Origin of the sequence: Amycolatopsis sp. A133, assembly GCF_031082405.1 — a bacterium.
Classification (GTDB): Bacteria; Actinomycetota; Actinomycetes; order Mycobacteriales; family Pseudonocardiaceae; genus Amycolatopsis.
Genome location: NZ_JAVHJU010000025.1, coordinates 263,767 through 286,995 on the forward strand (window position 1 = coordinate 263,767; position 23,229 = coordinate 286,995).

The following is a 23,229-nucleotide window of genomic DNA, read 5'->3' on the forward strand; positions in this document are numbered from 1 at the left end:
CGGATGCGTGCGGCACAATTGGCCGCATGACTCTGCTGCTGACCCTGGACGACGGTTCCGTGCAGCGCAAACTCGCCGATGCGGTGGAGTTCGCGCGAGCTGCGGTGCTGAAGGACGCACCCGAGGAGCAGCTCGGCGCGCACGTGGGGGTCACCCGCGAAGACGCGGTCACGGCGAGTCACCTGTTCGAGGCCCAGGTCCCGGGCTACGGAGGCTGGCGCTGGTCGGTGACGGTGGCCTTGGCGGGCGACGACGAGCCGGTGACGGTCAGCGAGGTCGTGCTGGTCCCGGGTCCGGACGCGCTGGTGGCCCCGGCGTGGGTGCCCTGGGAGCGCCGGGTGCGCGCGGGCGACCTCGGGGTGGGCGACATCTTCCCGACGGACGAGAACGACCCCCGCCTGGCCCCGGCGTACCTCCAGTCGGACGACCCGGCGGTGGAGGAGGTCTCCCGCGAGGCGGGCCTGGGCCGGGTGCACGTGCTGTCCCGGTTCGGCCGCACCGAGGCGGCGTCCCGCTGGCACGCGGGCGAGTTCGGCCCCCGTTCGGACATGGCCCGCAGCGCCCCGGACGTGTGCGGGACGTGCGGGTTCTTCGTGCCGCTGGCGGGTTCGCTGCGCGGGGTGTTCGGGGTGTGCAGCAACGACATAGCCCCGGCGGACGGCCACGTGGTGGACGTGGAGTACGGCTGCGGAGCGCACTCGGAGGTCGAGGTCGAGGTGACCTCCTCGGTCCCGGTGGCCGAGCTGGTGTACGACGACTCGCTGCTGGACTACGCGCCGGCCCCCGAGGTGGTGGAGACGGCGGCGGCCGAGCCGGAGACGGGGATCGCGGAGTCCGACCTGTCGCCGGCGGAGGTGGAGCCGGAGGTCGCGACCGAGCCGGCGGCGGACGAGTCTGCGGTGACTGAGGCGGGTGCCGAGCCGGTCGAAGCGGCGGAGGTGCCGGAAGAAGTGACCTCGGAGGTGACCGAGCCGGTTGAGGTCGCGGATGGGCCGGTGGCGGAGGACGCCTCGGCAGAGGTCGGCGAGGTCGCTGAGCCGGGTGAAGTTGAGGCCTCGGTGGTCGCCGAGCCGGTGGTGGCGGAGGTGCCGGAGCCCGCGGAAGCCGAGCCGACGCAGGCCGAGGTGACCGACGCGATCGCGCTGCAGGCGAGCCCGGAGCCGCTCGAAGCAACCACCGAATCCGAGGCCGCCGAAATCCCGGCCGCTGCGGAGTCGGATGCGGCGGAGGTGGATCCGCTCCCCGCGGAGGTGGCCGACTTGGTTGCCGAGCCGGTGCCGGCCGAGGCAGTGGTGCCGGAGCCCGCGGATGCGGAGCCGACCCAGGCCGAGGTGACCGATGCCGTCGCCACGCCGGAGCCGGCCGAGGCAGCGCCAGTCCAGGCCGAAGCGCCGGAAGCCGAGGCGGCTGCCGAGACCCCGGAAGCCGAAGTTCCCGAGGCCGTCCTCACCGACAACGTCGTGACCGCTGAGCCGGAGCCGGAAACTCCCGAAGCCGACGAAGCGCAGGCCCAGGTCGACAACGCTCCCGAACGGTGATCGGCGGCACTCCTGAGCCCGGGGATCCCTTCGGGACCGCGCGGCTCCGCGAAGCAACCCTGCGTGCCTGGCAGGACTCGCCCACCCGGCTCACCGAAGACACCAACGTCGAACGGGATCTGCGGATCGGCGCATACCGGGATCGGCTCTTCGTCGAGCTCGCGCAGAACGCCGCCGATGCCGCCATGGCCGCCGGGAAGCCCGGGCGGGTCCGGGTGTCCCTTGTGGACCGGGAACTGCGGTTCGCCAACACCGGCGCTCCGCTCGACGCGCGCGGGGTTGCCTCGCTCGCCTCGCTGCGGGCCTCCGGCAAGACCGGTGGGACCGTCGGGCGGTTCGGGGTCGGGTTCGCCGCGGTGCGGACCGTCTCCGATGAACCTCGTGTGGTCTCCACCACCGGCGGTGTCGCCTTCTCCGCCGAACGCACCAAAGCCGCCGCGGGGATCGAGGGGGATGTTCCCGTCCTGCGGCTTCCGTGGCCCGTCCCCGCCGATGTGCCGCCCGGCTTCGACACCGAAGTGCGGCTGCCGCTGCGGGACGGCGTCGACGGGCCTGCCCTTCTCGATGGCTTTGCCCGCGACGTCGCCGATCTGCTCCTGGCCCTGCCCTGGCTGGGGGAAGTCGACGTGGACGGTCGCGTTTGGACTCGGGAAGCCGAGGGGGACATCGTCGGCATCCGGGGGCAGGAAACGGAAACGCGCTGGCTGATCCACCGCGGTGACGTCGTGTGGGCCGTCCCCGTCCGTGCCGACGGGACGCCACGGCCGCTCGAAACGGACGTTCTGCACGCCCCGACGCCCACCGACGACGGACTGTCGCTGCCTGCCCGGCTGCTCGCCTCCGTGCCGGTCGAACCGTCGCGCCGGCGCGCGCTTCCCGGGCCCGAACTGGCGAAAGCACTCGAAGCCGCCGCGAAAGAGTACGTCGGGCTGGTCCGGCTCCTGCCGGCCGGGCACCGGTTCGCGCTCGTTCCCGTGCCGGGGTTTCCGAAGTCCACTGTGGACGCCAAGTTGCGCGACGAAGTGCTGGACGTCCTCAGTGGAGAGCCGTGGCTGTCCACCCAGGACGGTGGTGAGGTCTCCGGCCGTCAGGCGCGGGTGCTCGACGTCGACGTGCCCGGCCTGTCCGCTCTCCTCGTCGATCTTGTGCCCGGCCTGATCGAAGGGCCCGCGCAGGCGCTGAAAGCCGTTTCGGTGCAGGTGATCGGCATCGAAGAGGTGCTGGAGACGCTCACCGGCGTCACCCGCGACCCGGGCTGGTGGCGGGAGGTCTACGCGGCCCTGGCGATCGCCGTCGAGTCGCACGCGCTCGCCGGGGAACGGCTGGACGGGCTGCCGGTTCCCCTGTCGGACGGCCGGACGCTGCCCGGTGCGCGTGGCTGCCTGCTGGTGGAAGGCTCGGCCGAACTGCTCGACCTGCTGTCCGATGTGGACATCCCGGGACTGCGGCTGGTGCACCCCGCCGCGTCGCACCCGCTCCTGGAACGCTTGGGCGCCAAGCACGCCGACGCCCGCGAGCTGCTCAACGCCGATCAGCTGCGTGACGCCGTCGAGCGCAGTGTCGAGGACGTCCGGTCCGGGTTGGACGGTACGACGCTCGCCGGTGCGGTGCTGCGGCTGATCGCCGACTGCGGGGACGACGCTCCGAGCTGGGCCGGCGCGCTCGCCCTGCCCGGCACCGACACCTGGCGCCGGGCCGACGAACTCGTCCTGCCCGCTTCGCCGTTGCTGGACATCTTCGACGAAGAGGTCTTCGAGGAAGACGGCGCACTGGACGTCCTCGACGAAGACTTCGCCGGGGACTGGCCCCAAAGCACGCTCGAGGCCGCCGGGGTGCTCGACTCGTTCGCGCTGGTCGTCGACGACGAGCCGCACGAGCCCGATCACGACCTGCCCGACGAGGAAACCTGGTGGGACTCGCTGCCGGAGCCGCCGTCGACGCTCGTTGCGATCCGGGACCTCGACCTCGTCGCCGACGACGCTTGGCCGGCGGCCCTGCGCCTGCTCGCCGCGCGCCCTGAAACCTGGCACGCCCTGCGCGCGCCCCGGGGGCACGCCGCCTGGTGGATCGCGCAGTACGCCGTGCTCGGCGGGGCCGCGCCGAACGAGTGGCGCCTGCCGGACGCCGACCTGGCCGGGCTCTTCGACGAGGTCCCCGACGTCGGCCTGAGCGAAGACCTGCTCAAGGTCGCCGGCGTGCGCGCGGATCTCACGCTGTCCACTTTGGACGAGGCGCAGAACGTCCTGCACCGGCTCTCCGACGGGCACCGGCAGATCTCGCCGGGCCTGGCCGCCCGCGCCTACGACGCGGTCGTCGAGTCCGGGTTCGAGGTGTGGGAGCCGGGTGGCCTGCGCGCGGCGGACGGCTCGGTCGTCGGAGGTGCGCTCATCCTCGACGTCCCGTGGGTCGCCGGGGCGCTGGAGCCGGACCAGTACGTGGTCGCGCCCGCGAACCCCGACCGGCTCTCGTTCCTGCTCGACGAACCGCTGGCCGGCGAAGAGCCGGCCGAGGTGACCAGCGAAGGCGAGTACGCCCCCTGGGCCGAGCTCCCCGCGCTGAAGCTCGTCGCGGACCAGCTCGGCCTCCGGCTGCCCGAGGGTGGCGTCCTGGTGCACGACCCGCTCACCGTGCGCATCAAGGGCGCCGAGCACGACGTCCAGTGGTGGTCCGATGGCCGGCTGCACGCGGCCGACACGTCGGAAGGCCTGGCGCGCGCGTTCGCCTGGGCGGCCGGGCGCTGGCCCGACCGGCACCTGATCACGGCGCTGCTCGACGACCCGTCACCGCGGACGCTCCTCGCCTGAGCGTCAGAGCCGCTGGGCCGACTTCGACCCGCGGCGGGCGGCGGCGCGCTGCCAGCCGATGATCGCCAGGCCGACGAAGCCGAGCGCAAAACCGGACAGCGCCGTCTGCACCCACAGCCCCGAAGTCGTGAAGAAGAGCACCACCAGCGCGACAGCCCAGATCGAGGTGCCTACGATCACCACCGGCGTCAGGTCGGTCAGCCTCTTGGGCAGCTCCGGCGTGTGCCGCAACGAGCCCGTAACCTCCGGTGGATTGATCGGTTCACTCACGAGGTGCAGGCTACTCCGCAGCAGCGACAGAATGGGCAGGCGAATGGCGGAGCAGGAGACGACCCGCACCGGGACGTCCACACTGGACCGGTTCTTCCGGATCACCGAGCGGGGGTCGACCGTGTCGCGCGAGCTGCGCGGCGGCCTGGTCACCTTCGTCACGATGGCCTACATCGTGGTGCTGAACCCGCTGATCATCGGCAGCTTCTCGGCCGACGACGCGGGCGCGCACAAGGACGTCCTCGGTGGCATCCTCCCGGTGCCGCAGGTCGCCGCGGTGACCGCGCTCGTCGCCGGTGTCCTGACCATCCTCATGGGCCTGATCGCGAACTACCCGTTCGCCATCGCGACCGGCCTGGGTATCAACAGCCTGGTCGCGGTCACCATCGCCCCGCAGCTGACCTGGCCCGAGGCGATGGGCCTGGTGGTCATCGAGGGCGTGATCATCGTGGCGCTCGTGCTCACCGGCTTCCGCACCGCGGTGTTCCGGGCCGTGCCGGCCGCGCTGAAGTCCGCGATCGCCGTCGGCATCGGCGTGTTCATCTGCCTGATCGGGCTGGTCGACGCCGGGTTCGTGCGCCGGCTGCCGGACGCCGCGCACACCACCGTCCCGGTGGGCCTGGGCATCAACGGCTCGATCGCCTCGTGGCCGACCGCGGTCTTCGTCGTCGGCCTGCTCGTCACCGGCATCCTGGTCGTCCGGAAGGTCAAGGGCGCCATCCTGATCGGCGTGCTGACCTCGACCGTGCTGGCCATCGTCGTAGAAGCGATCGTCAAGGCCGGGCCGTCGCAGGGCACCAACCCGAAGGGCTGGAACCTCGGTTACCCGGCGCTGCCCGACCAGGTGCTCGGCCTGCCGAACCTCTCCCTGGTCGGTGACGTCTCCTTCGGCGCCTGGACGCGGCTACCGATCATCACCGTCTGCCTGCTGGTGTTCACGCTGGTGCTCGCCGACTTCTTCGACGCGATGGGCACCATGACCGGCCTCGCGAAGGAGGCCGACTTGCTGCCCGAGGACGGCCAGCTGCCCAACGTCGGCAAGGCGCTGTTCGTCGAGGGCCTCGCGGGCGCGGCCGGCGGCTTCGGCTCGGCCAGCTCGAACACGGTGTTCGTCGAATCGGCGTCGGGCATCGCGGAGGGCGCGCGGACGGGCCTGGCGAACGTCGTCACCGGGGTGCTGTTCCTCGCCGCGATGTTCCTGACCCCGCTGTACCAGGTCGTGCCGGTCGAGGCGGCCGCGCCGGCACTGGTCGTGGTCGGCGCGATGCTGATGTCGCAGGTCCGCGACATCGACTTCACCGATTACTCGATCGCGCTGCCGGCGTTCCTGACCATCGTCGTCATGCCGTTCACGTACTCGATCGCGAACGGCATCGGCGCCGGGTTCGTCAGCTACGTCGTGATCCGCGCGGCTACCGGCAAGGCCCGCCAGGTGCACCCGCTGATGTGGGCGATCGCGCTGGCCTTCGTCGCCTACTTCGCGGTCGGGCCGCTGCAGGCCGCGTTCCGGTGATCAGCCGGCGCCGGTGACCCGCAACGCCGCGTCGAGAACACCCCGGTTCTGCTCGAACTCGGCGGGCGGCCCCTCGAACCGGATGGTGACCAAGGTGTCTTCGACACCGAGGCCGATCACGGTGACCCGCCGGGCGGCACCGTCGCGCTGATAGGTGTAGTCCCATTCCGCGGCGTCGTACTCCGTCACCGGCGCGTGCTCGACGACCGTGCCGCCCTGGCCGCGGGCCAGGGCGCGGAGGCCGCTCACCGGGTCCTCCTGCGTGATCGGTACCCGGTCGGTCTCCAGCAGGAGGTCGCCGTGCCGGTAACTCGCGCGGTCCTTGTCGTGGGTCGCGGCCCAGGTGACCGGCACCGGGATCTCGACGGTGAAGCCGCCGGTCTCGCTGCCGGGCTGGGCCGGGAAGTCGTAGGTCTCCAGCAGGCCTTGCGTGGGCAGGGTCGTGGTTGTCGGCGCGGGCACCGCCGAGGAAGGTGCGGCCGCCGGCGCGGCGTCGGTGCCGCCCGCGAACTGGGCCACCACGACCGCCAGGACCGCCGCGCCGACCACGGCCGAGCCCACCAGCTTCTTGTGCATCCGACTCCCCAGGTTCTGTTCCTGGTTGAGGACGCGCGGACCTGTTCCAGGTTGCGGATTGACGGAGATCACCCGCGCGGCCGAAGTATCGTAAGGTATGCTAACTATATGTCCGGCGACACGCACGAACGCTCCTTGGCGAGCCGTCTGCGTCTCGCGGTGGTCCGGCTCAACCGCCGGCTGCGGGCACAGCGCGTCGGGGACGACCTCACGCTGACGCAGGTCGCCGCGCTGTCCACCCTGCACAAGTGCGGTGCGCTGACCCCCGGGCAGCTCGCCGCGAAGGAAGGCGTCCAGCCACCTTCGATGACGAGGGTGATCGCCGCGCTCGAGGAACTGGGGTTCGTCGAGCGGCGTCCGCACCCGACCGATGGCAGGCAAGCCATCGTCGAGCTGTCCGAGAGCGGGCTGGCCTACGTGAAGAAGGCCATCTCCGTGCGGGAGGCGTGGCTGGACCGGCAATTGGCGGAACTCGGCGACGAAGAGCGCGAAGTGCTCTCCAAAGCCGCCGAAATCATAGACAGGATGGCGGGGAACTAACCACGGTGACGGCCACGGGTAGCAAAACCAAGCGTTCGATGGAGACCACTGCTACCCGGGAGACGGCCCCGCCGCCGTCCGCATCACCACCGTCCGAAGCCAAGCGCAGCAGCATGTTCGCCTCGCTGCGGGTCCGCAACTACCGGCTGTTCTTCACCGGCCAGGTCATCTCGAACATCGGCACCTGGATGCAGCGCATCGCCCAGGACTGGCTGGTGTTCACCCTCAGCGGCAACAACCCGATCGCCCTCGGCATCGCGGTGGCCCTGCAGTTCACGCCGACGCTGTTCCTTTCGCTGTGGGCCGGCGTCCTCGCCGACCGCGTCGACAAGCGGCGGCTGCTCACCTGGATCCAGGCCGCCGCGTGTTCGCAGGCGGTCATCCTCGGCGTGCTCGACCTGAGCGGGATCGCCGCGCTGTGGCACGTCTACGTCCTCTGCTTCACCCTCGGCGTGACGGCGGCGCTGGAAGTGCCGACGCGGCAGTCGTTCGTCGCCGAGATGGTGGGCCGCGACCAGGTGACCAACGCCGTCGCGCTGAACTCCTCGATCTTCAACATGGCGCGGATCGTCGGCCCGGCGATCGCCGGGTTCGCGATCACCTGGATCGGCACCGGCTGGCTGTTCATCGCGAACGCGCTCAGCACGGTCGCGGTGATCACCGGGCTGATCCTGATGAACCCGGACAAGCTGTTCCGCGTCGCGGCCGTGCCGCGCGAGAAGGGACAGCTGGCCGAGGGCCTGCGGTACGTCCGGCGGCGCTCCGACCTGATGACGGTGATGGTGCTCGTGCTGTTCGTCAGCACGTTCGGCATCACGTACTTCAGCTCGCTCCCGATCGTCGCGGCCAACGTCTTCCACACCGCCGCCGACGGCTACGGCCTGCTGTCGACGCTGGTCGCGGTCGGTACCTTCACCGGCGCGGTGATGTCCGCCCGCCGCGGCACGAAGGGGCGGCCACGGGTGCGGCTGATGCTGGTGTCGGCGTTCTTCCTCGGTGTGTTCGAGCTGATCACGGCGTTCATGCCGACGTACCTGACGTTCGGCCTCGGCCTGATCCCGCTCGGCTTCGCCACGATGACGTTCCTCAACACGGCGAACGCGCTGGTGCAGACGTCGGTCAGCCCCGAGATGCGCGGCCGCGTGATGGGCCTGTACGTGCTGGTCCTGATCGGCGGCAACCCGATCGGTGGCCCGATGGTGGGGTGGATGGCCGACGCGTTCGGGGGGCGGTCTCCGTTCTACATCGGTGGTGCGGTGTCGGCCGTGGCCGCGGTCGTGTGCGCCGTGGTGCTGATCCGCCGGGGCGGGATCTCCTGGCCGGTGAAGCGGGGGCTGGGGCTGCGGGTGCTGAAGCGGGCCAAGGTCTGACCGGCAGTACTGGTTCGTGTTCACGGCGTGACCGTATCGGCGGGCACCGACAAAAACCGGTGGTCCACGGCCTGAGTGTCACCCGGAAGGGTGAGATCCGGGTCTCCGCGGCGCACCTCTTGCCCGAAGAGATGAGGTTAGGCTAACCTCATACATGTCCGCTTCGTGGTGGGAGCGGCAGTCAGTTCGGGAACGGACGGAGCCCCGGCCCTGGGAACCCCAGGCCGGGGCTCCGTTCACGTCAGCGCAGTGTCGGGCTGCTTCGCGCCGGCCGTCAAGGGGCTCTCACCCGGCGGTGCCGGCAGCCGTGGCAGCGTCATCCCGAAGTACACGCGGTACGCCGCCCGGATCGCCTCCGGGCTCGCCAGCCGCAGCTCGTGGCGGACGCCGTCGACCGTCTCGATCAGCCGGTCGGCCGACAGCGTCACCCGGCCCTGGGACGTCGGGCGGGAGCACGTCAGCGACCGCGTGAAGTGGGACTCCGGCGACGTCGTCTGCCACCACGCCATCGGGATGAAATCGGCCAGCGGCCGCGGGCGGCGCTCCAGGCGGTACTGCGGTTTGCCGTCCCGCAGGACGTCGAAGTCGTCGTGGGGCGCGTCCAGCACGAGGTACTCGCCCTCGGGGTCGGGCTGGGCGTCCACGCCGGACAGGCGCAACGGGTGCCGCGCGAAGCGGCCGAAACCGACGTCCACCAGCCAGTCCTCGTCCAGGGACACGACGATCGCCGCGTGGTCCAGCGGCGGGCCGAGCGTGCCGTCGGCGCGGAACACCTGGGCCGCGTGGAGCTCGGCGTTGTACCCCAGCTCGCGCAGCAACGCGGCGAACAGGCCGTTCAGCTCGTAGCAGAACCCGCCCCGCCGGCGGTGCACGATCTTGCCGAACAGCGCTTCCTCGTCCAGGACGACCGGCTCCCCGAGGTGGCTGCTCAGGTTCTCGAAGGGGACCGCGGCCAGGTGGTGTGCCTGCAGGTGGCGCAGCGTCGCGAGGTCGGGCGCCGCCGGCCGGACGACGCCGAGGCGGTCCAGGTACGCGTCGAGGTCCATGCCGTCCACTCAAACACCTCGACCGCACTCGAGGTCAAGGCATTTTCACCCGGCGACGAAACGGGGCCCTCCCTGTGAAGGAAGGGCCCCGTCGGTGCAAAAAGCTCAGCTGAGCAGCAGGCCGTTGCCGCCGGCGACGGCGTTGTCGAAGCGCTTGCTGATCTCGGCCCAGTTGAAGATGTTCCACAGGGCCTCGACGTACTTCGGCTTGACGTTCTTGTAGTCGAGGTAGAACGCGTGCTCCCAGACGTCGACCAGCAGGATCGGCGTGGTCGGCAGCACCAGGTTGTTGTGGTGGTCGCGCAGCTGCTGGGTGATCAGCGTCTTGCCGATCGGGTCCCAGGACAGCGCGCCCCAGCCGTTGCCCTGGATGGTCGTCGCGACGGCGGTGAACTGCGCCTTGAACTTGTCGAAGGAGCCGAACGCCTCGTCGATCGCCGCGGCGAGCTCGCCGGTCGGCTTGTCGCCGCCTTCCGGCGACAGGATCTTCCACCACACGACGTGGTTCGCGTGGCCGGCCAGGTGGAAGGCCAGCGTGGTCTGCAGGCCGACGATGTCGCCGAAGTTGCCGGCCTCACGGGCTTCGGCGAGCTTGTCGAGCGTGTCGTTCGCGCCCTTGACGTAGGTCGCGTGGTGCTTGCTGTGGTGCAGCTCGTTGATCTCGCCGGAGATGTGGGGCGCGAGGGCGGCGTAGTCGTAGTCGAGATCGGGGAGCTCGTAGCGGGCCATTGGCCCTCCTTCTGTCTTCGACACAAGTTTCCGGTATCGAACCTAGTAGCACAGGCCCCTTCGCGGCGAGCGGGGGCGAGTGGCCGTCCCACCTCGTGGGGGGTCCGGGTGGCGGAGCCCCCGGCCCGGGGCGGAGCCCCGGTTGTTACAGCTTGGGACGGTGGCTCGTCAATGGCGTACCCCGGGGGCACGTCACCTGAAACCGAGCCTGCAACTTGGACTTAACTGGAGGTCAACGACCTGTGACGACGATCATTCAGGCGCGGAACTCGTCGAGGCGCAGGGCCAGCTCGTCGAAGACGGCGACGTTGCACTCGAACGCCACCAGTGTCTCGTCGATCACGCGGGCGCGCTCGGCCTCGTCCCACGGCGCGTTGTCCAGCTTCGCGCGGTACCGGTCGCGGAAGCGGGGCGCGCTGCCGATGCCGTCGAAGTGGTAGAACAGCGCGCCCGCTTCGGCGACGTCGTAGTTCTTCTCGAGCATCCGCCGGATGATCTGACCGCCGGCGATGTCGCCGAGGTAGCGCGTGTAGTGGTGGGCGACGTACCCGCCGGCCCACGTCGACGCTTCGCGGACCCGCGAGACGTACGCCTGCGTGGAGGCGAGCGGCGAGATCGTCGAACGCCAGTCCGGGCCGGCCAGGTGGGCGAGATCGCGCTCGAGGAGGGGCAGCCGCCGCAGCTCGTCGAAGACGAACTCGCCGCCGACCGGGTCGCCGGCCATCGCGTCGCTCGCCGCCTCGATCGCGCCGTAGACGAAGTAGTACTGGCTCGCCAGCTGGGTGTAGCCGTCCCGGGTCAGCTCCCCGCCGAGCAGGGCGCGCATGTACGTCGAGTAGTTCGCCCGGTCGTGGACCTCGAGGGTCGAGGCGCGCAAGGTCGCCGAGAACGGGCGGGCGTCCGTGGTCACCGTCATGGGCAGGCCTCCCGGCGATCGATCTGACAGGCTGTCAGAAAGATCGTAGGGCATGAATCGGACTTAGGCCACCCTAAACGGCCGCGCCGACCGCGCGCAGGACAAACCGCACCGCCGCCTCGACGACGTCTTCGAGCTGCCCGGCGGGTCCGTCGACCAGGGTGCGGTTGCCCAGGGCCGCGGTGATCATGGGGATCAGGACGTCCGGGTCCTCGGCGGGCCAGCGCCCCAGGTCGACGCCGCCGGCGAGGATCGCGCGCAGGCGGTCGGTGATCGGGTCCGCGTGCGCGCTGATCCGCCGGTACGCCGCGGGCGCCAGCGCCGACGCTAGCGCCGTGCCCGGTGGCATGTGGAACTCGGCCAGCACGCGCAGCTGCAGCCGGACGAACGTGGCCAGCTGGTCGACCGGGTCGGCCTGGGCTTCGACGGCGTCGGTCAGCCGCGTGACGTACCGGGCCGCTTCGTCCTCGACGAAGGCGACGAGCAGGCTCTCCTTGTCGGGGAAGTGGTTGTACAGCGCGGTCCGGCCCACCCCGGCCGCCGACGCGACCCCGGCGAGCGTGATCGCGTCGAAGCCGCGCTCGTAGAGCTGCGCGCGCAGGACTTCGAAGACCCGCGCCCGCACCTCACGCCGGTGCGCCTCCAGCGACTCACCGAGAATCTTCGGCATCCACCCAGGCTAGCGGGAACGGCACTTTCATGACGAAAGTGCCGCTTTGCGCCGCAAAGCCGCACTTTCACGTGAAAGTGCGTCAGTCGGAGATCGACCAGGTGTGGACCGGCTCGCCCGACTCCGACAGCTCCAGGTAGCGCCCGAGCATCAGGCTGAGCGCCGCCTCGCGGTCGAGGCCGCGCTCCTGGGCCCGCAAGACGTAGTCGCGCTGCCACGTCGCGCCGGTCCGCCGCGCAAGGCACCGGCGCTCGATGATCCCGAGGTAGCGCTCGCGGGCTTCGTCGGAGACTTCGGAGCGGCGCAGGCCCTCGTGGGCGAGCGGCAGCAGCACTCGCAGCGCCAGCTCGTCCGGCGGGATCCAGCCGATGCCCGGCCAGTACAGCTGCCCGTCGAAGCCCCGGCGCGCGCCCGCGTAGAAGTTTTCCTCGGCGGCCTGGAACGACATCTGGGTCCACACCGGGCGGTCCGACTCGGCCAGCGCACGTTGGGCGCCGTAGAAGAAGGCCGCGTTCGCCACCGTGTCGACCACCGTCGGCCCGGCCGGCAGCACCCGGTTCTCGATGCGCAGGTGCGGCAGGCCGTCGACGACGTCGTACACCGGGCGGTTCCAGCGCCAGATGGTGCCGTTGTGCATGCGCAGCTCGGTGAGCTTCGGCGCCTGGCCCGCGTCGAGGGCCTCGATCGGGTCCTCGGCGTCGGTTTCCGGGAGCAGGCCGGGGAAGTAGCGGACGTTCTCCTCGAACAGGTCGAAGATCGACGTGATCCAGCGCTCGCCGAACCACACCCGCGGCCGCACGCCCTGGTTCTTCAGCTCCTCCGGCCGCGTGTCGGTCGCCTGCAGGAACAGCGGGATGCGCGTCTCGTGCCAGAGCGCCTTGCCGAGCAGGAACGGCGAATTCGACGCGAGGGCGATCTGCAGCCCGGCCAGGCACTGCGCCGCGTTCCAGTGCGCGGCGAACTCCTCGGGCGCGACCTGCAGGTGCAGCTGCACGCTGGTGCAGGCGGCCTCCGGCAGGATCGACTCCGCGTAGCTGCGCAGGCGCTCGGGCTGCTGGCCCGGCAGCGGCACGCCTTCCATGGCGAGCACCGTGCGTTCGCCGCGCGCGGCGAAGATCTGGTCGTTCAGCGTCGCGTAGCGGGCCTTGTTGGTGAGCCACTTCTGGTCGAAGTGCTCGTGCTTCAACGTCGGCAGGATGCCGATCATCGCCAGCGACGACCCGGTGTCGCGGGCCTTCGTCGCCGCGGTGTCGAGGTACGCGCGGAGGTCGTCCTCGAGCTGGAGGGCGGAATCGCCCGCCAGCGGCCGCGGCGGGACGTTCAGCTCGATGTTGTGCTGGCCCAGCTCGGTGGTGAAGGACGGGTCGTCGAGCGCCTCCAGCACCGCGGTGTTCGTCATCGACGGGCGCAGCTCGCGGTCGACGAGGTTCAGCTCGACCTCGAGCCCGATGTTCTTGCGGGGGAACGAAAAGCTGCCGTCGGTGAGCATGCGGGCCAGCGTGTCGAGGCAACGCTGCACCTTGCGGCGGTACCGTCCTCGGTCCAGCGTGTTGAACGGCTGAGCCGCGAGGTCCATCCCCATGACCATCCCTGCTTCGTGTCGGCGTGGACTAGGACGTGTTTCAGGCCCGGCGGACAACCGTTACACAGGCGATGCGACCGGGCTAGCGGCCAAACTGGTGCTCTCCGTCACGGGCAGTTAACCGAAAGCAAAATGGCCCCGTTCGTACCACCGGGAGGCGAACGTTCGGACCAGTGAAGCGAGCGGCAAGCGGGTGACAGACTGAGCGGATGGGCGTGATCCACATCGACCATCCCGGCGACCCGAGGGTCGACGATTTCCGGGACCTGTCCACAGCGGACCGTCGGCCGGACCGGCCCGGTGGCCGGGGCCTGGTCATCGCCGAAGGCACCGTCGTGGTGTCCCGGCTGCTGGCCTCCCGCTACCCGGTCCGGGCGCTGCTGGGTGTGCCGCGGCGGTTCGCCGAGCTGGCCGAAGACCTGGCCGGGCGCGACGTGCCCCAGTACGCCGCCTCCGCGGAAACGATGGCCGAGGTGGTCGGGTTCCACCTCAACCGCGGCGTTCTCGCCGTCGCCGACCGGCCGGCGCCGCTGACCGTCGCCGAAGTCGTGGACGGCGACGGGCCGGTCGCGGTCCTGGAAGGCGTGGGGGACCACGAAAACCTCGGCGCGCTCTTCCGCAACGCGGCCGCGCTCGGCGTCGGCGGTGTGCTGCTCGGCCCCGGCTGTTCCGATCCGCTGTACCGGCGCAGCGTGCGCGTGTCGATGGGCCACGTCCTGCGCGTGCCGTTCGGGCACCTGACGGACTGGCCGGGCGGGCTCGACGACCTGCGGGCGCGCGGCTTCGCCATCGCGGCGTTCACGCCGCGGCCGGGGTCGATCCCGCTGCACGCACTGCGTGCACGCGCGCCCGGGCGGGTGGCGTTGCTCTTCGGTGCCGAAGGTCCCGGGCTGACCGAAACGGCGCTCGCGGCGGCTGATCACGCCGTCCGGATACCCATGCCGGCGGGAGTCGACTCACTGAACATCGCCACAGCCGCCGCCGTGGCCTTCTACGAACTGGCCCGGGGCGGCTAAGGTTTTGGTCTCCGAAGCGAGAAGGGACACCATGGAGCTGCGGATCCGCGGCGAGCGCGCCGTGCTGGCCGGCCCCGGCGGGGAGCACGCGCGCGAGGTGGACCCGCACAAGCTCGCGATCGGTGCCGACCTGGCCCAGGCCTTGCACGAGTGGGCGCGCGTGGCGTCCGCGGTCACCGCCGATTCCGGCGAGGAGGCGGGCGCGGTGGTCTCCCAGCGCGGCCGTCAGCTGGCCGGCAGGCTGGCCTCGGTGATGGGCACGACCGTGCGGTTCGTGGATCCGGTGACCGGCGCCGACACGGTCGTCGAGCCGCCTCCGCCGTCCACCGAACCCGGCCACCGGTTCGTCCGGGCGGTGCTCGGGCCGCCCGGCCCGCCCGGCGAACCGACGCCGTGGCTGACCGGGCTGACCGTCTCGGGGTTCATCGCGGCCGTGGTCGTCGTCGCCATGCTCGCGCTGGCCTCGACGCTGGCCCGGGAAACCAGCGGCTGGCTGGCGCTGGTGGCGTCGGTCATCGTGACGGCCGGGATCACGCCGTCGCTGTGGCTGATCCGCCGCACCCCGATCCTGCGCTGGGCCGCGTACGGCGCGGCGGGCGGGGTCGTGATCGCGTGGATCGGCGTGCTGGTGATCGCCTTCTAGCGCAGCCTGGCGTAGGTGACGAGCGCGCCTTGCGCGTTGGTCGCCGCCTGGCGGCGGAAGAAGTAGCCGTGGAACGCGGCGATCTGCCGGATCAGCTCGGGCGAGACGCCGAACTGACCGGAGAAGAACGTCACGCTGGCGTTGCCGTTGAACTCCTGCGCCAGCCAGCCGACGCGCGTCGAGCGAGGGAAGGCCCGGAGCACCCACAGCAGCGGCGGTACGCCCAGCGCGGTGAGGCCGAAGCCGATCGCGGCGATGCGCTGATCACCGGAGATCGCCGCTGTGACGACGCTGCCGCCGAAGCACAGCACGACCCACACCGCCGGGGCGATGAAGCCGGTCAACGACATCCTGAACTTCCGCGCGGGGACCGGCGGGCCGCTGCGCAGCAGCAGGACCCGGTCGGTGGTGTCGGTGAATTCCGCCACGGGGTGCAGGCCTTCGCCGTTCGCGATCTCGGCGATGCGGGCCGGCGTCAGCTTCGCGTGCCGGACGCTCACCCACAGCTCGTCACGGCCGTCGAGGTGGTTGCGCAGCCACTGCTCGCGGTCCGGCGACCCGGGCGGGACCTCGAAAGCCGGCCGGACCCGTGGTGCCGGGGTGCCGAAAACCAGGCCGGGACGGGTCTTCCGGAACAGCAGGTCCCGGCTGTTGCTGCCTGAGTGGTACGGGCCGGCGCAGAAGTAGCCGTAGCGCGAAGCGACTTCGCCGAGCAGTTCGGTGGACACCGACGGCGGCGGCGACACGATCACCTGAGGGCTGCCGTCGAACGGCCCGTCCAGCCACGGCATGCGCGGCGACCGGCCGGCGATCGCGCGGACCAGCAACAGCACCGCAACCGGAACGAAGACGGCGACCGGGAGCAACACGACCGGCCACTTCTGCTCGGCCGTCGCCGCGAACCAGCTGCCTGCCATGACCGCAGCAAGACCGAGGACACAAACCAGGCCCTGGACGGCACTCAGGCTGAGCCGGCTCCCGGCCGTGCGCGGCCGCAGTTCCTCGTCGGGCAGCCCGGTGCGGCGCAGCAGCAGGAGCCGGTCGGTCGGGTCGGCGGTTTCGGCCACCACGGTCATCCCGGCCGTCGCCGCGCCCTTGCCGATGTCGTCGCGCCCGAGCCGCAGCCTTCGCGAGCTCGCCCAGAACTGCTCTTGCCCGTCGAGCAGCTTCGCGAGCCGCCGTCGGTCGGCGTCCGTGCCCGGGCCGCGGTCGAACTGCGGCGGGAAGAAGCCGGGAGTGAACTCGAACCGCAGGAAATCCGGTTGGCCGGGTACGGTTTCGCGGTACCGGCGGGAGTGCGCGGCCTGCCGGATCGTCGTGGGATCGAGGCCCCACCGCGCGGGCGCCACCTCCACCACCGGCGTCCCGGCGAACGCGCGGTACCTCAGCTCGGCGAAGCGGACGAGCCAAGCCTGCTGATCACTCTGCATGATCAACCCCTCCCTCAGCGTGACATCGTAGCCTGAGGGGGTGGAGCAGCTGGACGCTCTTTGGTGGACCGGCGTTGGGACCTAGCCGCGCTGGGAGCGGACCCCGAGGAGCACGTCCTCCCAGGACGGCACGATCGGGTGGTTCTTCTTCGCCTTCGGCCGCGGCTCGGGCACCGCGGCGTCCTCCTCCGGGTCCGCGGGGACGCGGGGGATCTCGCGGGTGTCGTCGTCCGGGTCCGGCTCGGCCGACGGCAGCTCGGCGCGCTCCGGCGGGACCGAATCCAGCGTCGGCTGGAACTCCGCTTCGCGGGCCGGGTCGAGAGCGCGGACCGTGCGCGGCGCGCGGTAGGCGTTGGGGTCGAGCAGGACCTCGGCGTTCTCGTCGAGCGCCGTGACCGTGCCGCCGTGCGCACCCGGCGAGAACGCCCAGTGCGCGCGGTTGTCCGACCGCCCGGCCTTCCACTGGAGCACGACGACCCAGCGGCCGTCGTCGCCCTTCCAGGAGTCCCAGGTGGCCTGCGAGTAGTCGTGCCCGCGGACACCGAAGCTGTACGCGACGACTTCGCCGAGCGTCTGGACGTCGGGGCCGTCCTCGCGGACCGGGTGGGCGCTCTGCGCCAGCTCGGCGGTCCGGGACCGCTCGAGCAGGACCGGGTAGGCGTAGCGCTCGACGCGCTGGGCCGAGACGCCGGCGCTCGCGGCGACCTGCTCGACGGACTCGCCGGCCCGGATGCGCTGCTGGATCTCGCGTGGCCGCATCTGGCTCTCCAACTCGATTTCGATCTGGCCGAGGCGGGTGATGTCACCCCGCGCCGCCGCGCGCAGTCGCTCATCAGCCGGGAGCAGGAAACGAGTACGGCTCGCCGGGTCTTCGAGCACGATGGACTTCCCGTCCTCGTGCAGTCCGACCACTCGCAGCGCCCGCATTGTTCTCGCCTCCCCGATCTTCTTCACCGTTGTGGGTGCCCACGTTAGAACGGCGCGTCGGCTTGACGTGCGAGGCGCGCCGAGTCCGCGTCGAACTGCCCACTGTTCATTTTGCGTCTTCCGCATGCTTCCTCAGGCAGGTCAGCGGCAAAGGGGTGACACGCCGGGCACCCAAAGTCACGATCGAGTGGATCAAGAAGGCGGCAGCCGGACCGTCACGGTGAGTCCGCCGCGCCGGCCGGGCTGGGCTTCGGCGTAGCCGCCGTGGGCCTGGGTGACCGAGCGGACGATCGACAGCCCCAAGCCCGCGTTCCGCGTGTCCCCCGTCCGCTCCGCGCCGCCCAGCCGGCGGAACGGCTCGAACAGCGTCGGCACCGCTTCGGGCGGCACCACCGGTCCCGAATTCCGCACCTCCAGCGCCGGATCCCCGCGCACCTCGACGTACACCCAACCGCCGGAGGCGTTGTACGTGATCGCGTTGACCACCAGGTTCGTCACCAGCCGCTCCAGCAGCACCGGGTCGCCCGCCACCGTCCGGGGCCGCAGCCGGGTCTCGACCGTCACGCCGGCCGAAGCGGCTTGGGCAGAAGTCGCCCGCACCACCGACGCGACGACCTCGTCGAGGCGCACCGGCGTGCGCGCGTGCAGCCCGCGGTCGCTGCGGGCCAGTACCAGCAGGCCCTCGATCATCCGCTCGCTGCGCTCGTTGGTGTGGAGCAGGTGCGTGCCGAGCTTCTTCAGCTCCGGGGGGACCTCGGGGTCGGCCATCGCGACCTCGATCAGCGTCCGCTGCACCGCCAGTGGCGTCCTGAGCTCGTGGGACGCGTTCGCGACGAACCGCTTCTGGCTGTCGAACGACTCCGCGAGCCGGTCGAGCATGCCGTCGAACGTGTCCGCCAGCTCCTTCAGCTCGTCCGGGGGTCCTTCGAGGTTGATCCGCCGGTCGAGCTTGCCCGCCTCCAGCCGGCGCGCGGCCGAGGTGATGTCGTGCAGCGGCCGCAGCGCGCGGCCCGCCATCAGCCAGCCGAACAGCACCGCCAGCGCCGCCGTCACCACCAGCGCGATCGCCGAGCCGACCAGCAACGTCGACAGCGTCGAGGAGCGGTACTCGTCGAGCGAGCCGCTGAGCAGCCGCACCGCGACACCCGGAGACCCGATGGCCGTGGTGCCCTGGACGCCGTAGACCGCATCGGCCGAGCCGATCGTCGTCAGGGCGGCGCGGGTCGGGTCCGGCAACGTGCTCTGCACCAGCAGGTAGTTGATGACGACCAGGACCAGCCCGGCGAGCAGGAACAACGCGCCGTACCAGGCTGTGAGCTTCGTCCGGACGGACAGGCCGTTCACGGCGTGCCGAACCGGTAACCGGCGCCCGGCACGGTCTCGATCACCGGCGGGTCGCCCAGCTTGCGCCGCAGCGTCATCACCGCGACGCGCACCGCGTTGGTGAACGGGTCCGCGTGCTCGTCCCACGCCTTTTCCAGCAGGTCCTCGGCGCTGACCACGGTCCCCTCGGCCCGCATGAGCACCTCGAGCACGGCGAACTCCTTCGGCGAGAGCAGCAGGAACCGGCCATCGCGCGCGGCCTGGTGCCGCGGCAGGTCGAGCACGACGCCGTCGCGTTCCAGCACCGGCGGCAACGCGGGCCGCGCGCGCCGCGACAGCGCCTGGACCCGGGCGACCAGTTCGGCGAACGCGAACGGTTTTGTCAGGTAGTCGTCGGCGCCGAGGCCCAGGCCGGCGACCCGGTCGGTGACGTCGGCGGCCGCGGTCAGCATCAGCACCCGCGCCTCCCCGCCCGCACGGACCACCGCGGCGCAGACGTCGTCGCCGTGCACCTTCGGCAGGTCGCGGTCGAGCACCACGACGTCGTAGCCGTGCACGCCGACGCGTTCCATCGCCTGCTCGCCGTCGTAACAGACGTCGACGGCCATCGAAAAGCGCCGCAGCCCCTCCGCGACCGAGTCGGCCAGCAACCGCTCGTCCTCCACCACCAGCACCCGCACCGGCCCAGTCTGCGCAGGGAGGCCATAAGGACCGCATAAGCGACGTCGCTTAGCGCGCCCGAACGCCCCGATCCGTAGACCTGGCTCCCATCCGGACGAAAGGAATCGAGCCATGCGGACACGGATCGCCGTCGCGGCACTCGGCACGGCCCTGCTGCTCGGCGGCTGCGGCGCGAAAGCCGACGACGGGTCGAAGGTCGCTTCGATCTCGACGCCGCCGCGGACCGGCGGCCCCGCCGCCGCCGACAACAGCGGCAAGAGCGACGAGGACAAGATGCGCGACTTCGCCAAGTGCATGCGCGAGCACGGCGTCGACATGCCCGACCCGAAGCCGGCGGGCGACGGCAAGGGGATGTCGATCGCGATCCAGGGCGACGGGGCCGACCACGGGAAGGTCGACGCCGCGCAGAACGCGTGCAAGCACCTGATGCCCAACGGCGGGGAGATGAAGCCGCCGAGCGCCGAGGAACTCGACAAGATGCGCAAGCAGGCCAAGTGCATGCGGGAGCACGGCGTCGACATGCCGGACCCCGACCCGACCGGCAAGGGCGCCACGCGGATCGGCGGGCCGGGCGACGACCCGAAGAAGTTCGAGGAAGCCGCGAAGGCGTGCGGCTTGGGCATGTCGGTCCACTCCGAGGCCGCCAAGTGAACGACGTGACCCACCTCAAGCCCCGCCGCCGCAGGACGCGCTGGTTCGTCGCGGCCGCCGTCCTGGTCGTGGTGCTGGGCACCAGCTCCGTCGTGATCCTGACGCGGGTGTCGAGCGCGACGCCCGTCAAGGAGGCCGCGCCGCCCGCGGCCGAGACGGCGGAGGTGGTCAAGACGGACCTGAGCGAAGAAGAAGAGGCCGACGGCACCCTCGGCTACGGCGACGAGTCGGCCGTCGGCGGCCGCAAGCCCGGCACGATCACGTCGCTGCCGGCCGCCGGGGCCACCCTGACCCGCTGCAAGCCGGTGTACGGAGTGGACGCGAAGCCGGTGCCGCTGTTCTACGGCACCCTGCCGTTCTACCGCGACCTCGCCGCCGGCGTGGACGACGGCGCGGACGTCAAGCAGCTGGAGGAGAACCTCAAGGCGTGCGGCTTCGGCGGGTTCGGCACGCCGGACAAGAAGTTCACCTCGGCGACGGCGGCCGCGCTGAAGAAGTGGCAGAAGTCCCTGGGGCTGGAGCAGACCGGCGCGTTCGGCCAGGGCGACGTCGTGCTGGCCGCGGGCGAACTGCGGGTTTCGGCCGTCCAGGCCAAGCTCGGTTCGCCCGCGCAGGGCGAGGTGCTCAAGACGACCGGCACCGTCCGATCGGTGCAGGTGAAGCTCGACGCGGCCAAGCAGGGGCTGGCCCAGCAAGGCGCGAAGGCGTCCGTGACGATCAACGGGAAGACGACGGCGGGCACGATCACCGACGTCGGGCGGACCGCCGTCGAAGGCAAGGACGCGGCGGGCCAGGACGACGGCAAGCCCAAGATCACCGTGACCGTCGGGCTCGACGACGCGGCCGCGGCCGGCAGCCTCGACTCGGCTCCGGCGACCGTCCGGTTCACCAAGGACGTCCGCCAGGGCGTGCTCGCGGTCCCGGTCGGCGCGCTGCTCGCGCTCGCCGAAGGCGGGTACGCCGTCGAGGTCGACGAGAACGGCCAACGCCGGCTGATCGCCGTCCGAACCGGACTGTTCAGCGGGGGCAAGGTCGAGGTCACCGGCACCGGCCTGGCCGCGGGCATGCGGGTGGTGACGACGTCGTGACGCCCGTGCTGCGCGTGCACGAGGTCACGCGCACCTACCCCGGCGGGGTCGCCGCCCTCGACGGCGTCTCGCTCGCGCTGGAAGACGGCGAGATGGTGGCGATCGTCGGGCCGTCCGGGTCCGGCAAGTCCACCCTGCTGCACCTGATGGGCACGCTCGACCGGCCGTCGTCGGGCCGGGTGGAGCTGCGCGGCCACGACGTCGCCGCACTGCCCGACCGCAAGGTCTCGGCGCTGCGCTCGCGCTGGATCGGGTTCGTGTTCCAGCAGTTCTTCCTCGACGAAGGGATGAGTGCGGTGGACAACGTGTGCACCGGCCTGCTCTACGCCGGGGTGCCCCGGCGACGGCGGCGCGCGCGGGCGCTGGCGGCGCTCGACCGGGTCAAGCTCGGGCACCGGGCGTGGCACCGCCCGGGTGAGCTCTCCGGCGGTGAACGCCAGCGCGTCGCCATCGCCAGGGCCGTGGTCAACGACCCGGCGATCCTGCTGGCCGACGAGCCGACCGGCAACCTCGACACCGGCACCGGCGCGTCCGTGCTCGCGCTGCTCGGCGAGCTGTCCACCGGCGGCACCACGATCGTCGTGATCACCCACGACCGGGAGATCGCCGCGGGCATGCCCCGCCGGATCGAGCTGCTCGACGGGCGCCTGCGGCTGGACACCGGCCTGGTGGGTGCGCGATGACCCTGGTGCAGCTGCCGGAGCCGGCCCGCCTGAAGCCACCGGACGTCGTCGCGCTCGGCGCCCACGGCATGCGCACGCGGCCGGTGCGCGCGGTGCTTTCCGCGCTGGGCATCGCGATCGGCGTCGCCGCGATGGTGGCGGTGCTGGCGATCCCGGCGTCCGGCGCGCAGGCCCTGCACGACCGGCTCGCCGCGCTCGGCCCCAACCTGCTGACGGCCGGGCCGGGGCAGACGCTGTTCGGTGACGACGCGACGCTGCCGGACGACGCGGTCGCGATGGCGCGGCGGATCGGGCCGGTGCAGGCGGCGGCCGGCACCGGGACGACGTCGGCGAGCGTCCGCCGCAGCGACAAGATCGCGCCGGACGACACGTCCGGGCTGGCCGTGTACGCGGCGCGGCCGGACCTGCTCGGCGTGCTGGGCGGCAAGGTCCGGGCCGGGGCTTTTTTGGCGGCGGGCAACCGGGACTACCCGGTGACGGTGCTCGGTTCCCAGGCCGCGGCCCGGTTGGGCATCGACCACGTCGACCCGGCGCGGCCGCCGCAGGTGCTGATCGGGACGCAGTGGTTCACGGTGGTGGGCATCCTCGCGCCGATGCCGCTCGCCCCGGAGATCGAGCGCTCGGCGCTGGTCGGCTGGGACGTCGCGAAGCGGCTGCTCGGGTTCGACGGTCATCCGTCCACTGTGTACGTGCGGGCGGAGGAGTCCCAAGTGGACGGTGTGCGGTCGGTGCTGGCCGCGACGCTGAACCCGCAGGCACCGAACGAGGTCCAGGTGCGCCGCCCGTCGGACGCCCTGGCCGCGCAGAAGCTGACGGACACGACGTACAGCGCGCTGTTCCTCGGGCTCGGCGGGGTGGCGTTGCTGGTCGGTGGGGTCGGGGTGGCGAACACGATGGTGATTTCGGTGCTGGAGCGGCGGCGCGAGATCGGCCTGCGCCGCGCGCTCGGGGCGACGAAACGGCAGATCCGCGGGCAGTTCCTGGCCGAGTCGGTGCTGTTGTCCGGGTTCGGCGGGCTGGCGGGGGTGCTGGCCGGGGTGCTGGTGACGGCGGGCTACGCGCTGAGCCAGGGGTGGCCCGCGGTCCTGCCGTCGGCGGCGCTGGCGGGCGGAGTGGGGGTCGCGGCACTGGTCGGAGCGGTGGCGGGGGCCTATCCGGCGGTGCGGGCGGCACGGCTCGCGCCGACGCGGGCGCTGGCCTGAGGGTGGTGCGGGCGGCGGCCTTCCGGGCCCG

At 71.6% G+C, this 23,229-nt stretch carries 21 protein-coding genes and 1 pseudogene; 11 read left to right on the plus strand and 11 right to left on the minus strand.

Annotated elements, in window-relative coordinates:
- The first annotated feature begins 26 nt into the window (after window positions 1-26).
- Together Q5425_RS20045 and Q5425_RS20050 are read left to right on the plus strand one after the other, a co-directional pair.
- Entirely contained in the window at window positions 27-1,538 is a 1,512-nt protein-coding gene (locus Q5425_RS20045) for a DUF3027 domain-containing protein (RefSeq protein ID WP_308673773.1), read from the plus strand.
- Window positions 1,535-4,342 (plus strand): sacsin N-terminal ATP-binding-like domain-containing protein, encoded by a 2,808-nt coding sequence (locus tag Q5425_RS20050; protein WP_308673774.1) that lies wholly within the window; start codon window positions 1,535-1,537, stop codon window positions 4,340-4,342. Before Q5425_RS20045 ends, Q5425_RS20050 begins: the two co-directional genes overlap by 4 nt.
- Window positions 4,343-4,345: 3 nt before the next feature.
- Here Q5425_RS20050 and Q5425_RS20055 read toward each other — a convergent pair whose 3' ends face one another.
- Window positions 4,346-4,573 (minus strand): DUF2530 domain-containing protein, encoded by a 228-nt coding sequence (locus tag Q5425_RS20055; protein ID WP_308673962.1) that lies wholly within the window; start codon window positions 4,571-4,573, stop codon window positions 4,346-4,348.
- 82 nt (window positions 4,574-4,655) lie between these two features.
- On the opposite strand from Q5425_RS20055, the gene Q5425_RS20060 reads away from it, so the two are divergent.
- Entirely contained in the window at window positions 4,656-6,125 is a 1,470-nt protein-coding gene (locus Q5425_RS20060; RefSeq protein ID WP_308673963.1) for an NCS2 family permease, read from the plus strand.
- On the opposite strand, the gene Q5425_RS20065 is transcribed toward Q5425_RS20060, so the two are convergent.
- Window positions 6,126-6,701: a hypothetical protein gene (locus Q5425_RS20065; protein WP_308673775.1), complete on the minus strand. Its 576-nt coding sequence runs from the start codon at window positions 6,699-6,701 to the stop codon at window positions 6,126-6,128.
- Between the two features lie 108 nt (window positions 6,702-6,809).
- On the opposite strand from Q5425_RS20065, the gene Q5425_RS20070 reads away from it, so the two are divergent.
- Window positions 6,810-7,241 carry a MarR family winged helix-turn-helix transcriptional regulator gene (locus Q5425_RS20070; protein ID WP_013230207.1) on the plus strand — a complete coding sequence of 144 codons (432 nt, stop codon included), beginning with the start codon at window positions 6,810-6,812 and terminating at the stop codon, window positions 7,239-7,241.
- Between the two features lie 113 nt (window positions 7,242-7,354).
- Entirely contained in the window at window positions 7,355-8,611 is a 1,257-nt protein-coding gene (locus tag Q5425_RS20075; RefSeq protein ID WP_308673964.1) for an MFS transporter, read from the plus strand.
- A gap of 181 nt (window positions 8,612-8,792) precedes the next feature.
- Here Q5425_RS20075 and Q5425_RS20080 read toward each other — a convergent pair.
- From Q5425_RS20080 to Q5425_RS20100, 5 genes and pseudogenes are all read right to left on the minus strand, one after another.
- Window positions 8,793-9,657, minus strand: a pseudogene (locus tag Q5425_RS20080) (arylamine N-acetyltransferase).
- 105 nt (window positions 9,658-9,762) lie between these two features.
- Window positions 9,763-10,386 carry a superoxide dismutase gene (locus Q5425_RS20085; RefSeq protein WP_308673776.1) on the minus strand — a complete coding sequence of 208 codons (624 nt, stop codon included), beginning with the start codon at window positions 10,384-10,386 and terminating at the stop codon, window positions 9,763-9,765.
- A 256-nt stretch (window positions 10,387-10,642) separates the two neighbouring features.
- Window positions 10,643-11,302 carry a biliverdin-producing heme oxygenase gene (locus tag Q5425_RS20090; RefSeq protein WP_308673777.1) on the minus strand — a complete coding sequence of 220 codons (660 nt, stop codon included), beginning with the start codon at window positions 11,300-11,302 and terminating at the stop codon, window positions 10,643-10,645.
- A gap of 73 nt (window positions 11,303-11,375) precedes the next feature.
- Window positions 11,376-11,972, minus strand: a complete 597-nt coding sequence (locus tag Q5425_RS20095; RefSeq protein ID WP_308673778.1) for a TetR/AcrR family transcriptional regulator — start codon at window positions 11,970-11,972, stop codon at window positions 11,376-11,378.
- Between the two features lie 82 nt (window positions 11,973-12,054).
- Window positions 12,055-13,554, minus strand: coding sequence for a glutamate-cysteine ligase family protein (locus tag Q5425_RS20100; RefSeq protein ID WP_308673779.1), 1,500 nt, complete (start codon window positions 13,552-13,554; stop codon window positions 12,055-12,057).
- Between the two features lie 209 nt (window positions 13,555-13,763).
- Between Q5425_RS20100 and Q5425_RS20105 the strand changes: the two genes are divergently transcribed.
- A complete protein-coding gene (locus Q5425_RS20105) occupies window positions 13,764-14,570 on the plus strand; it encodes an RNA methyltransferase (RefSeq protein ID WP_308673780.1) in 807 nt (268 codons plus the stop codon).
- A 31-nt stretch (window positions 14,571-14,601) separates the two neighbouring features.
- A complete protein-coding gene (locus Q5425_RS20110; protein ID WP_308673781.1) occupies window positions 14,602-15,213 on the plus strand; it encodes a DUF2537 domain-containing protein in 612 nt (203 codons plus the stop codon).
- Here the strand turns inward: Q5425_RS20110 and Q5425_RS20115 are convergent.
- The 4 genes from Q5425_RS20115 to Q5425_RS20130 all read right to left on the minus strand — a co-directional run bounded on the left by Q5425_RS20115 (window position 15,210) and on the right by Q5425_RS20130 (window position 19,573).
- Window positions 15,210-16,643 (minus strand): hypothetical protein, encoded by a 1,434-nt coding sequence (locus tag Q5425_RS20115; protein WP_308673782.1) that lies wholly within the window; start codon window positions 16,641-16,643, stop codon window positions 15,210-15,212. The genes Q5425_RS20110 and Q5425_RS20115 overlap by 4 nt on opposite strands.
- A gap of 81 nt (window positions 16,644-16,724) precedes the next feature.
- On the minus strand, window positions 16,725-17,570 hold the full coding sequence (sepH, locus tag Q5425_RS20120) for a septation protein SepH (RefSeq protein WP_308673783.1): 846 nt from the start codon (window positions 17,568-17,570) through the stop codon (window positions 16,725-16,727).
- A 192-nt stretch (window positions 17,571-17,762) separates the two neighbouring features.
- Window positions 17,763-18,914 carry an ATP-binding protein gene (locus Q5425_RS20125; RefSeq protein WP_308673784.1) on the minus strand — a complete coding sequence of 384 codons (1,152 nt, stop codon included), beginning with the start codon at window positions 18,912-18,914 and terminating at the stop codon, window positions 17,763-17,765.
- A complete protein-coding gene (locus Q5425_RS20130) occupies window positions 18,911-19,573 on the minus strand; it encodes a response regulator transcription factor (RefSeq protein WP_013230194.1) in 663 nt (220 codons plus the stop codon). Before Q5425_RS20130 ends, Q5425_RS20125 begins: the two co-directional genes overlap by 4 nt.
- A 112-nt stretch (window positions 19,574-19,685) precedes the next feature.
- On the opposite strand from Q5425_RS20130, the gene Q5425_RS20135 reads away from it, so the two are divergent.
- Genes Q5425_RS20135 through Q5425_RS20150 form a run of 4 tightly spaced genes read left to right on the plus strand, consistent with a single transcriptional unit; the run spans window position 19,686 to window position 23,198 of the window.
- Window positions 19,686-20,225 (plus strand): hypothetical protein, encoded by a 540-nt coding sequence (locus tag Q5425_RS20135; RefSeq protein ID WP_308673785.1) that lies wholly within the window; start codon window positions 19,686-19,688, stop codon window positions 20,223-20,225.
- Window positions 20,222-21,313 (plus strand): peptidoglycan-binding protein, encoded by a 1,092-nt coding sequence (locus Q5425_RS20140; RefSeq protein WP_308673786.1) that lies wholly within the window; start codon window positions 20,222-20,224, stop codon window positions 21,311-21,313. The genes Q5425_RS20135 and Q5425_RS20140 overlap by 4 nt, the downstream gene beginning before the upstream one ends.
- Window positions 21,310-21,996: an ABC transporter ATP-binding protein gene (locus Q5425_RS20145; protein ID WP_308673787.1), complete on the plus strand. Its 687-nt coding sequence runs from the start codon at window positions 21,310-21,312 to the stop codon at window positions 21,994-21,996. Before Q5425_RS20140 ends, Q5425_RS20145 begins: the two co-directional genes overlap by 4 nt.
- A complete protein-coding gene (locus tag Q5425_RS20150) occupies window positions 21,993-23,198 on the plus strand; it encodes an ABC transporter permease (protein ID WP_308673788.1) in 1,206 nt (401 codons plus the stop codon). The genes Q5425_RS20145 and Q5425_RS20150 overlap by 4 nt, the downstream gene beginning before the upstream one ends.
- The last annotated feature ends 31 nt before the right edge of the window (window positions 23,199-23,229 follow it).

Coding starts and splice junctions, on each gene's coding strand:
- Q5425_RS20045 (WP_308673773.1), top strand. CDS start 27: ATGACTCTGCTGCTGACCCTGGACGACGGTTCCGTGCAGCGCAAACTC.
- Q5425_RS20060 (WP_308673963.1), top strand. CDS start 4,656: ATGGCGGAGCAGGAGACGACCCGCACCGGGACGTCCACACTGGACCGG.
- Q5425_RS20065 (WP_308673775.1), bottom strand. CDS start 6,701: ATGCACAAGAAGCTGGTGGGCTCGGCCGTGGTCGGCGCGGCGGTCCTG.
- Q5425_RS20070 (WP_013230207.1), top strand. CDS start 6,810: ATGTCCGGCGACACGCACGAACGCTCCTTGGCGAGCCGTCTGCGTCTC.
- Q5425_RS20075 (WP_308673964.1), top strand. CDS start 7,355: ATGTTCGCCTCGCTGCGGGTCCGCAACTACCGGCTGTTCTTCACCGGC.
- Q5425_RS20085 (WP_308673776.1), bottom strand. CDS start 10,386: ATGGCCCGCTACGAGCTCCCCGATCTCGACTACGACTACGCCGCCCTC.
- Q5425_RS20090 (WP_308673777.1), bottom strand. CDS start 11,302: ATGACGGTGACCACGGACGCCCGCCCGTTCTCGGCGACCTTGCGCGCC.
- Q5425_RS20095 (WP_308673778.1), bottom strand. CDS start 11,972: ATGCCGAAGATTCTCGGTGAGTCGCTGGAGGCGCACCGGCGTGAGGTG.
- Q5425_RS20100 (WP_308673779.1), bottom strand. CDS start 13,554: ATGGGGATGGACCTCGCGGCTCAGCCGTTCAACACGCTGGACCGAGGA.
- Q5425_RS20105 (WP_308673780.1), top strand. CDS start 13,764: ATGGGCGTGATCCACATCGACCATCCCGGCGACCCGAGGGTCGACGAT.
- Q5425_RS20110 (WP_308673781.1), top strand. CDS start 14,602: ATGGAGCTGCGGATCCGCGGCGAGCGCGCCGTGCTGGCCGGCCCCGGC.
- Q5425_RS20115 (WP_308673782.1), bottom strand. CDS start 16,643: ATGCAGAGTGATCAGCAGGCTTGGCTCGTCCGCTTCGCCGAGCTGAGG.
- sepH (WP_308673783.1), bottom strand. CDS start 17,570: ATGCGGGCGCTGCGAGTGGTCGGACTGCACGAGGACGGGAAGTCCATC.
- Q5425_RS20135 (WP_308673785.1), top strand. CDS start 19,686: ATGCGGACACGGATCGCCGTCGCGGCACTCGGCACGGCCCTGCTGCTC.
- Q5425_RS20150 (WP_308673788.1), top strand. CDS start 21,993: ATGACCCTGGTGCAGCTGCCGGAGCCGGCCCGCCTGAAGCCACCGGAC.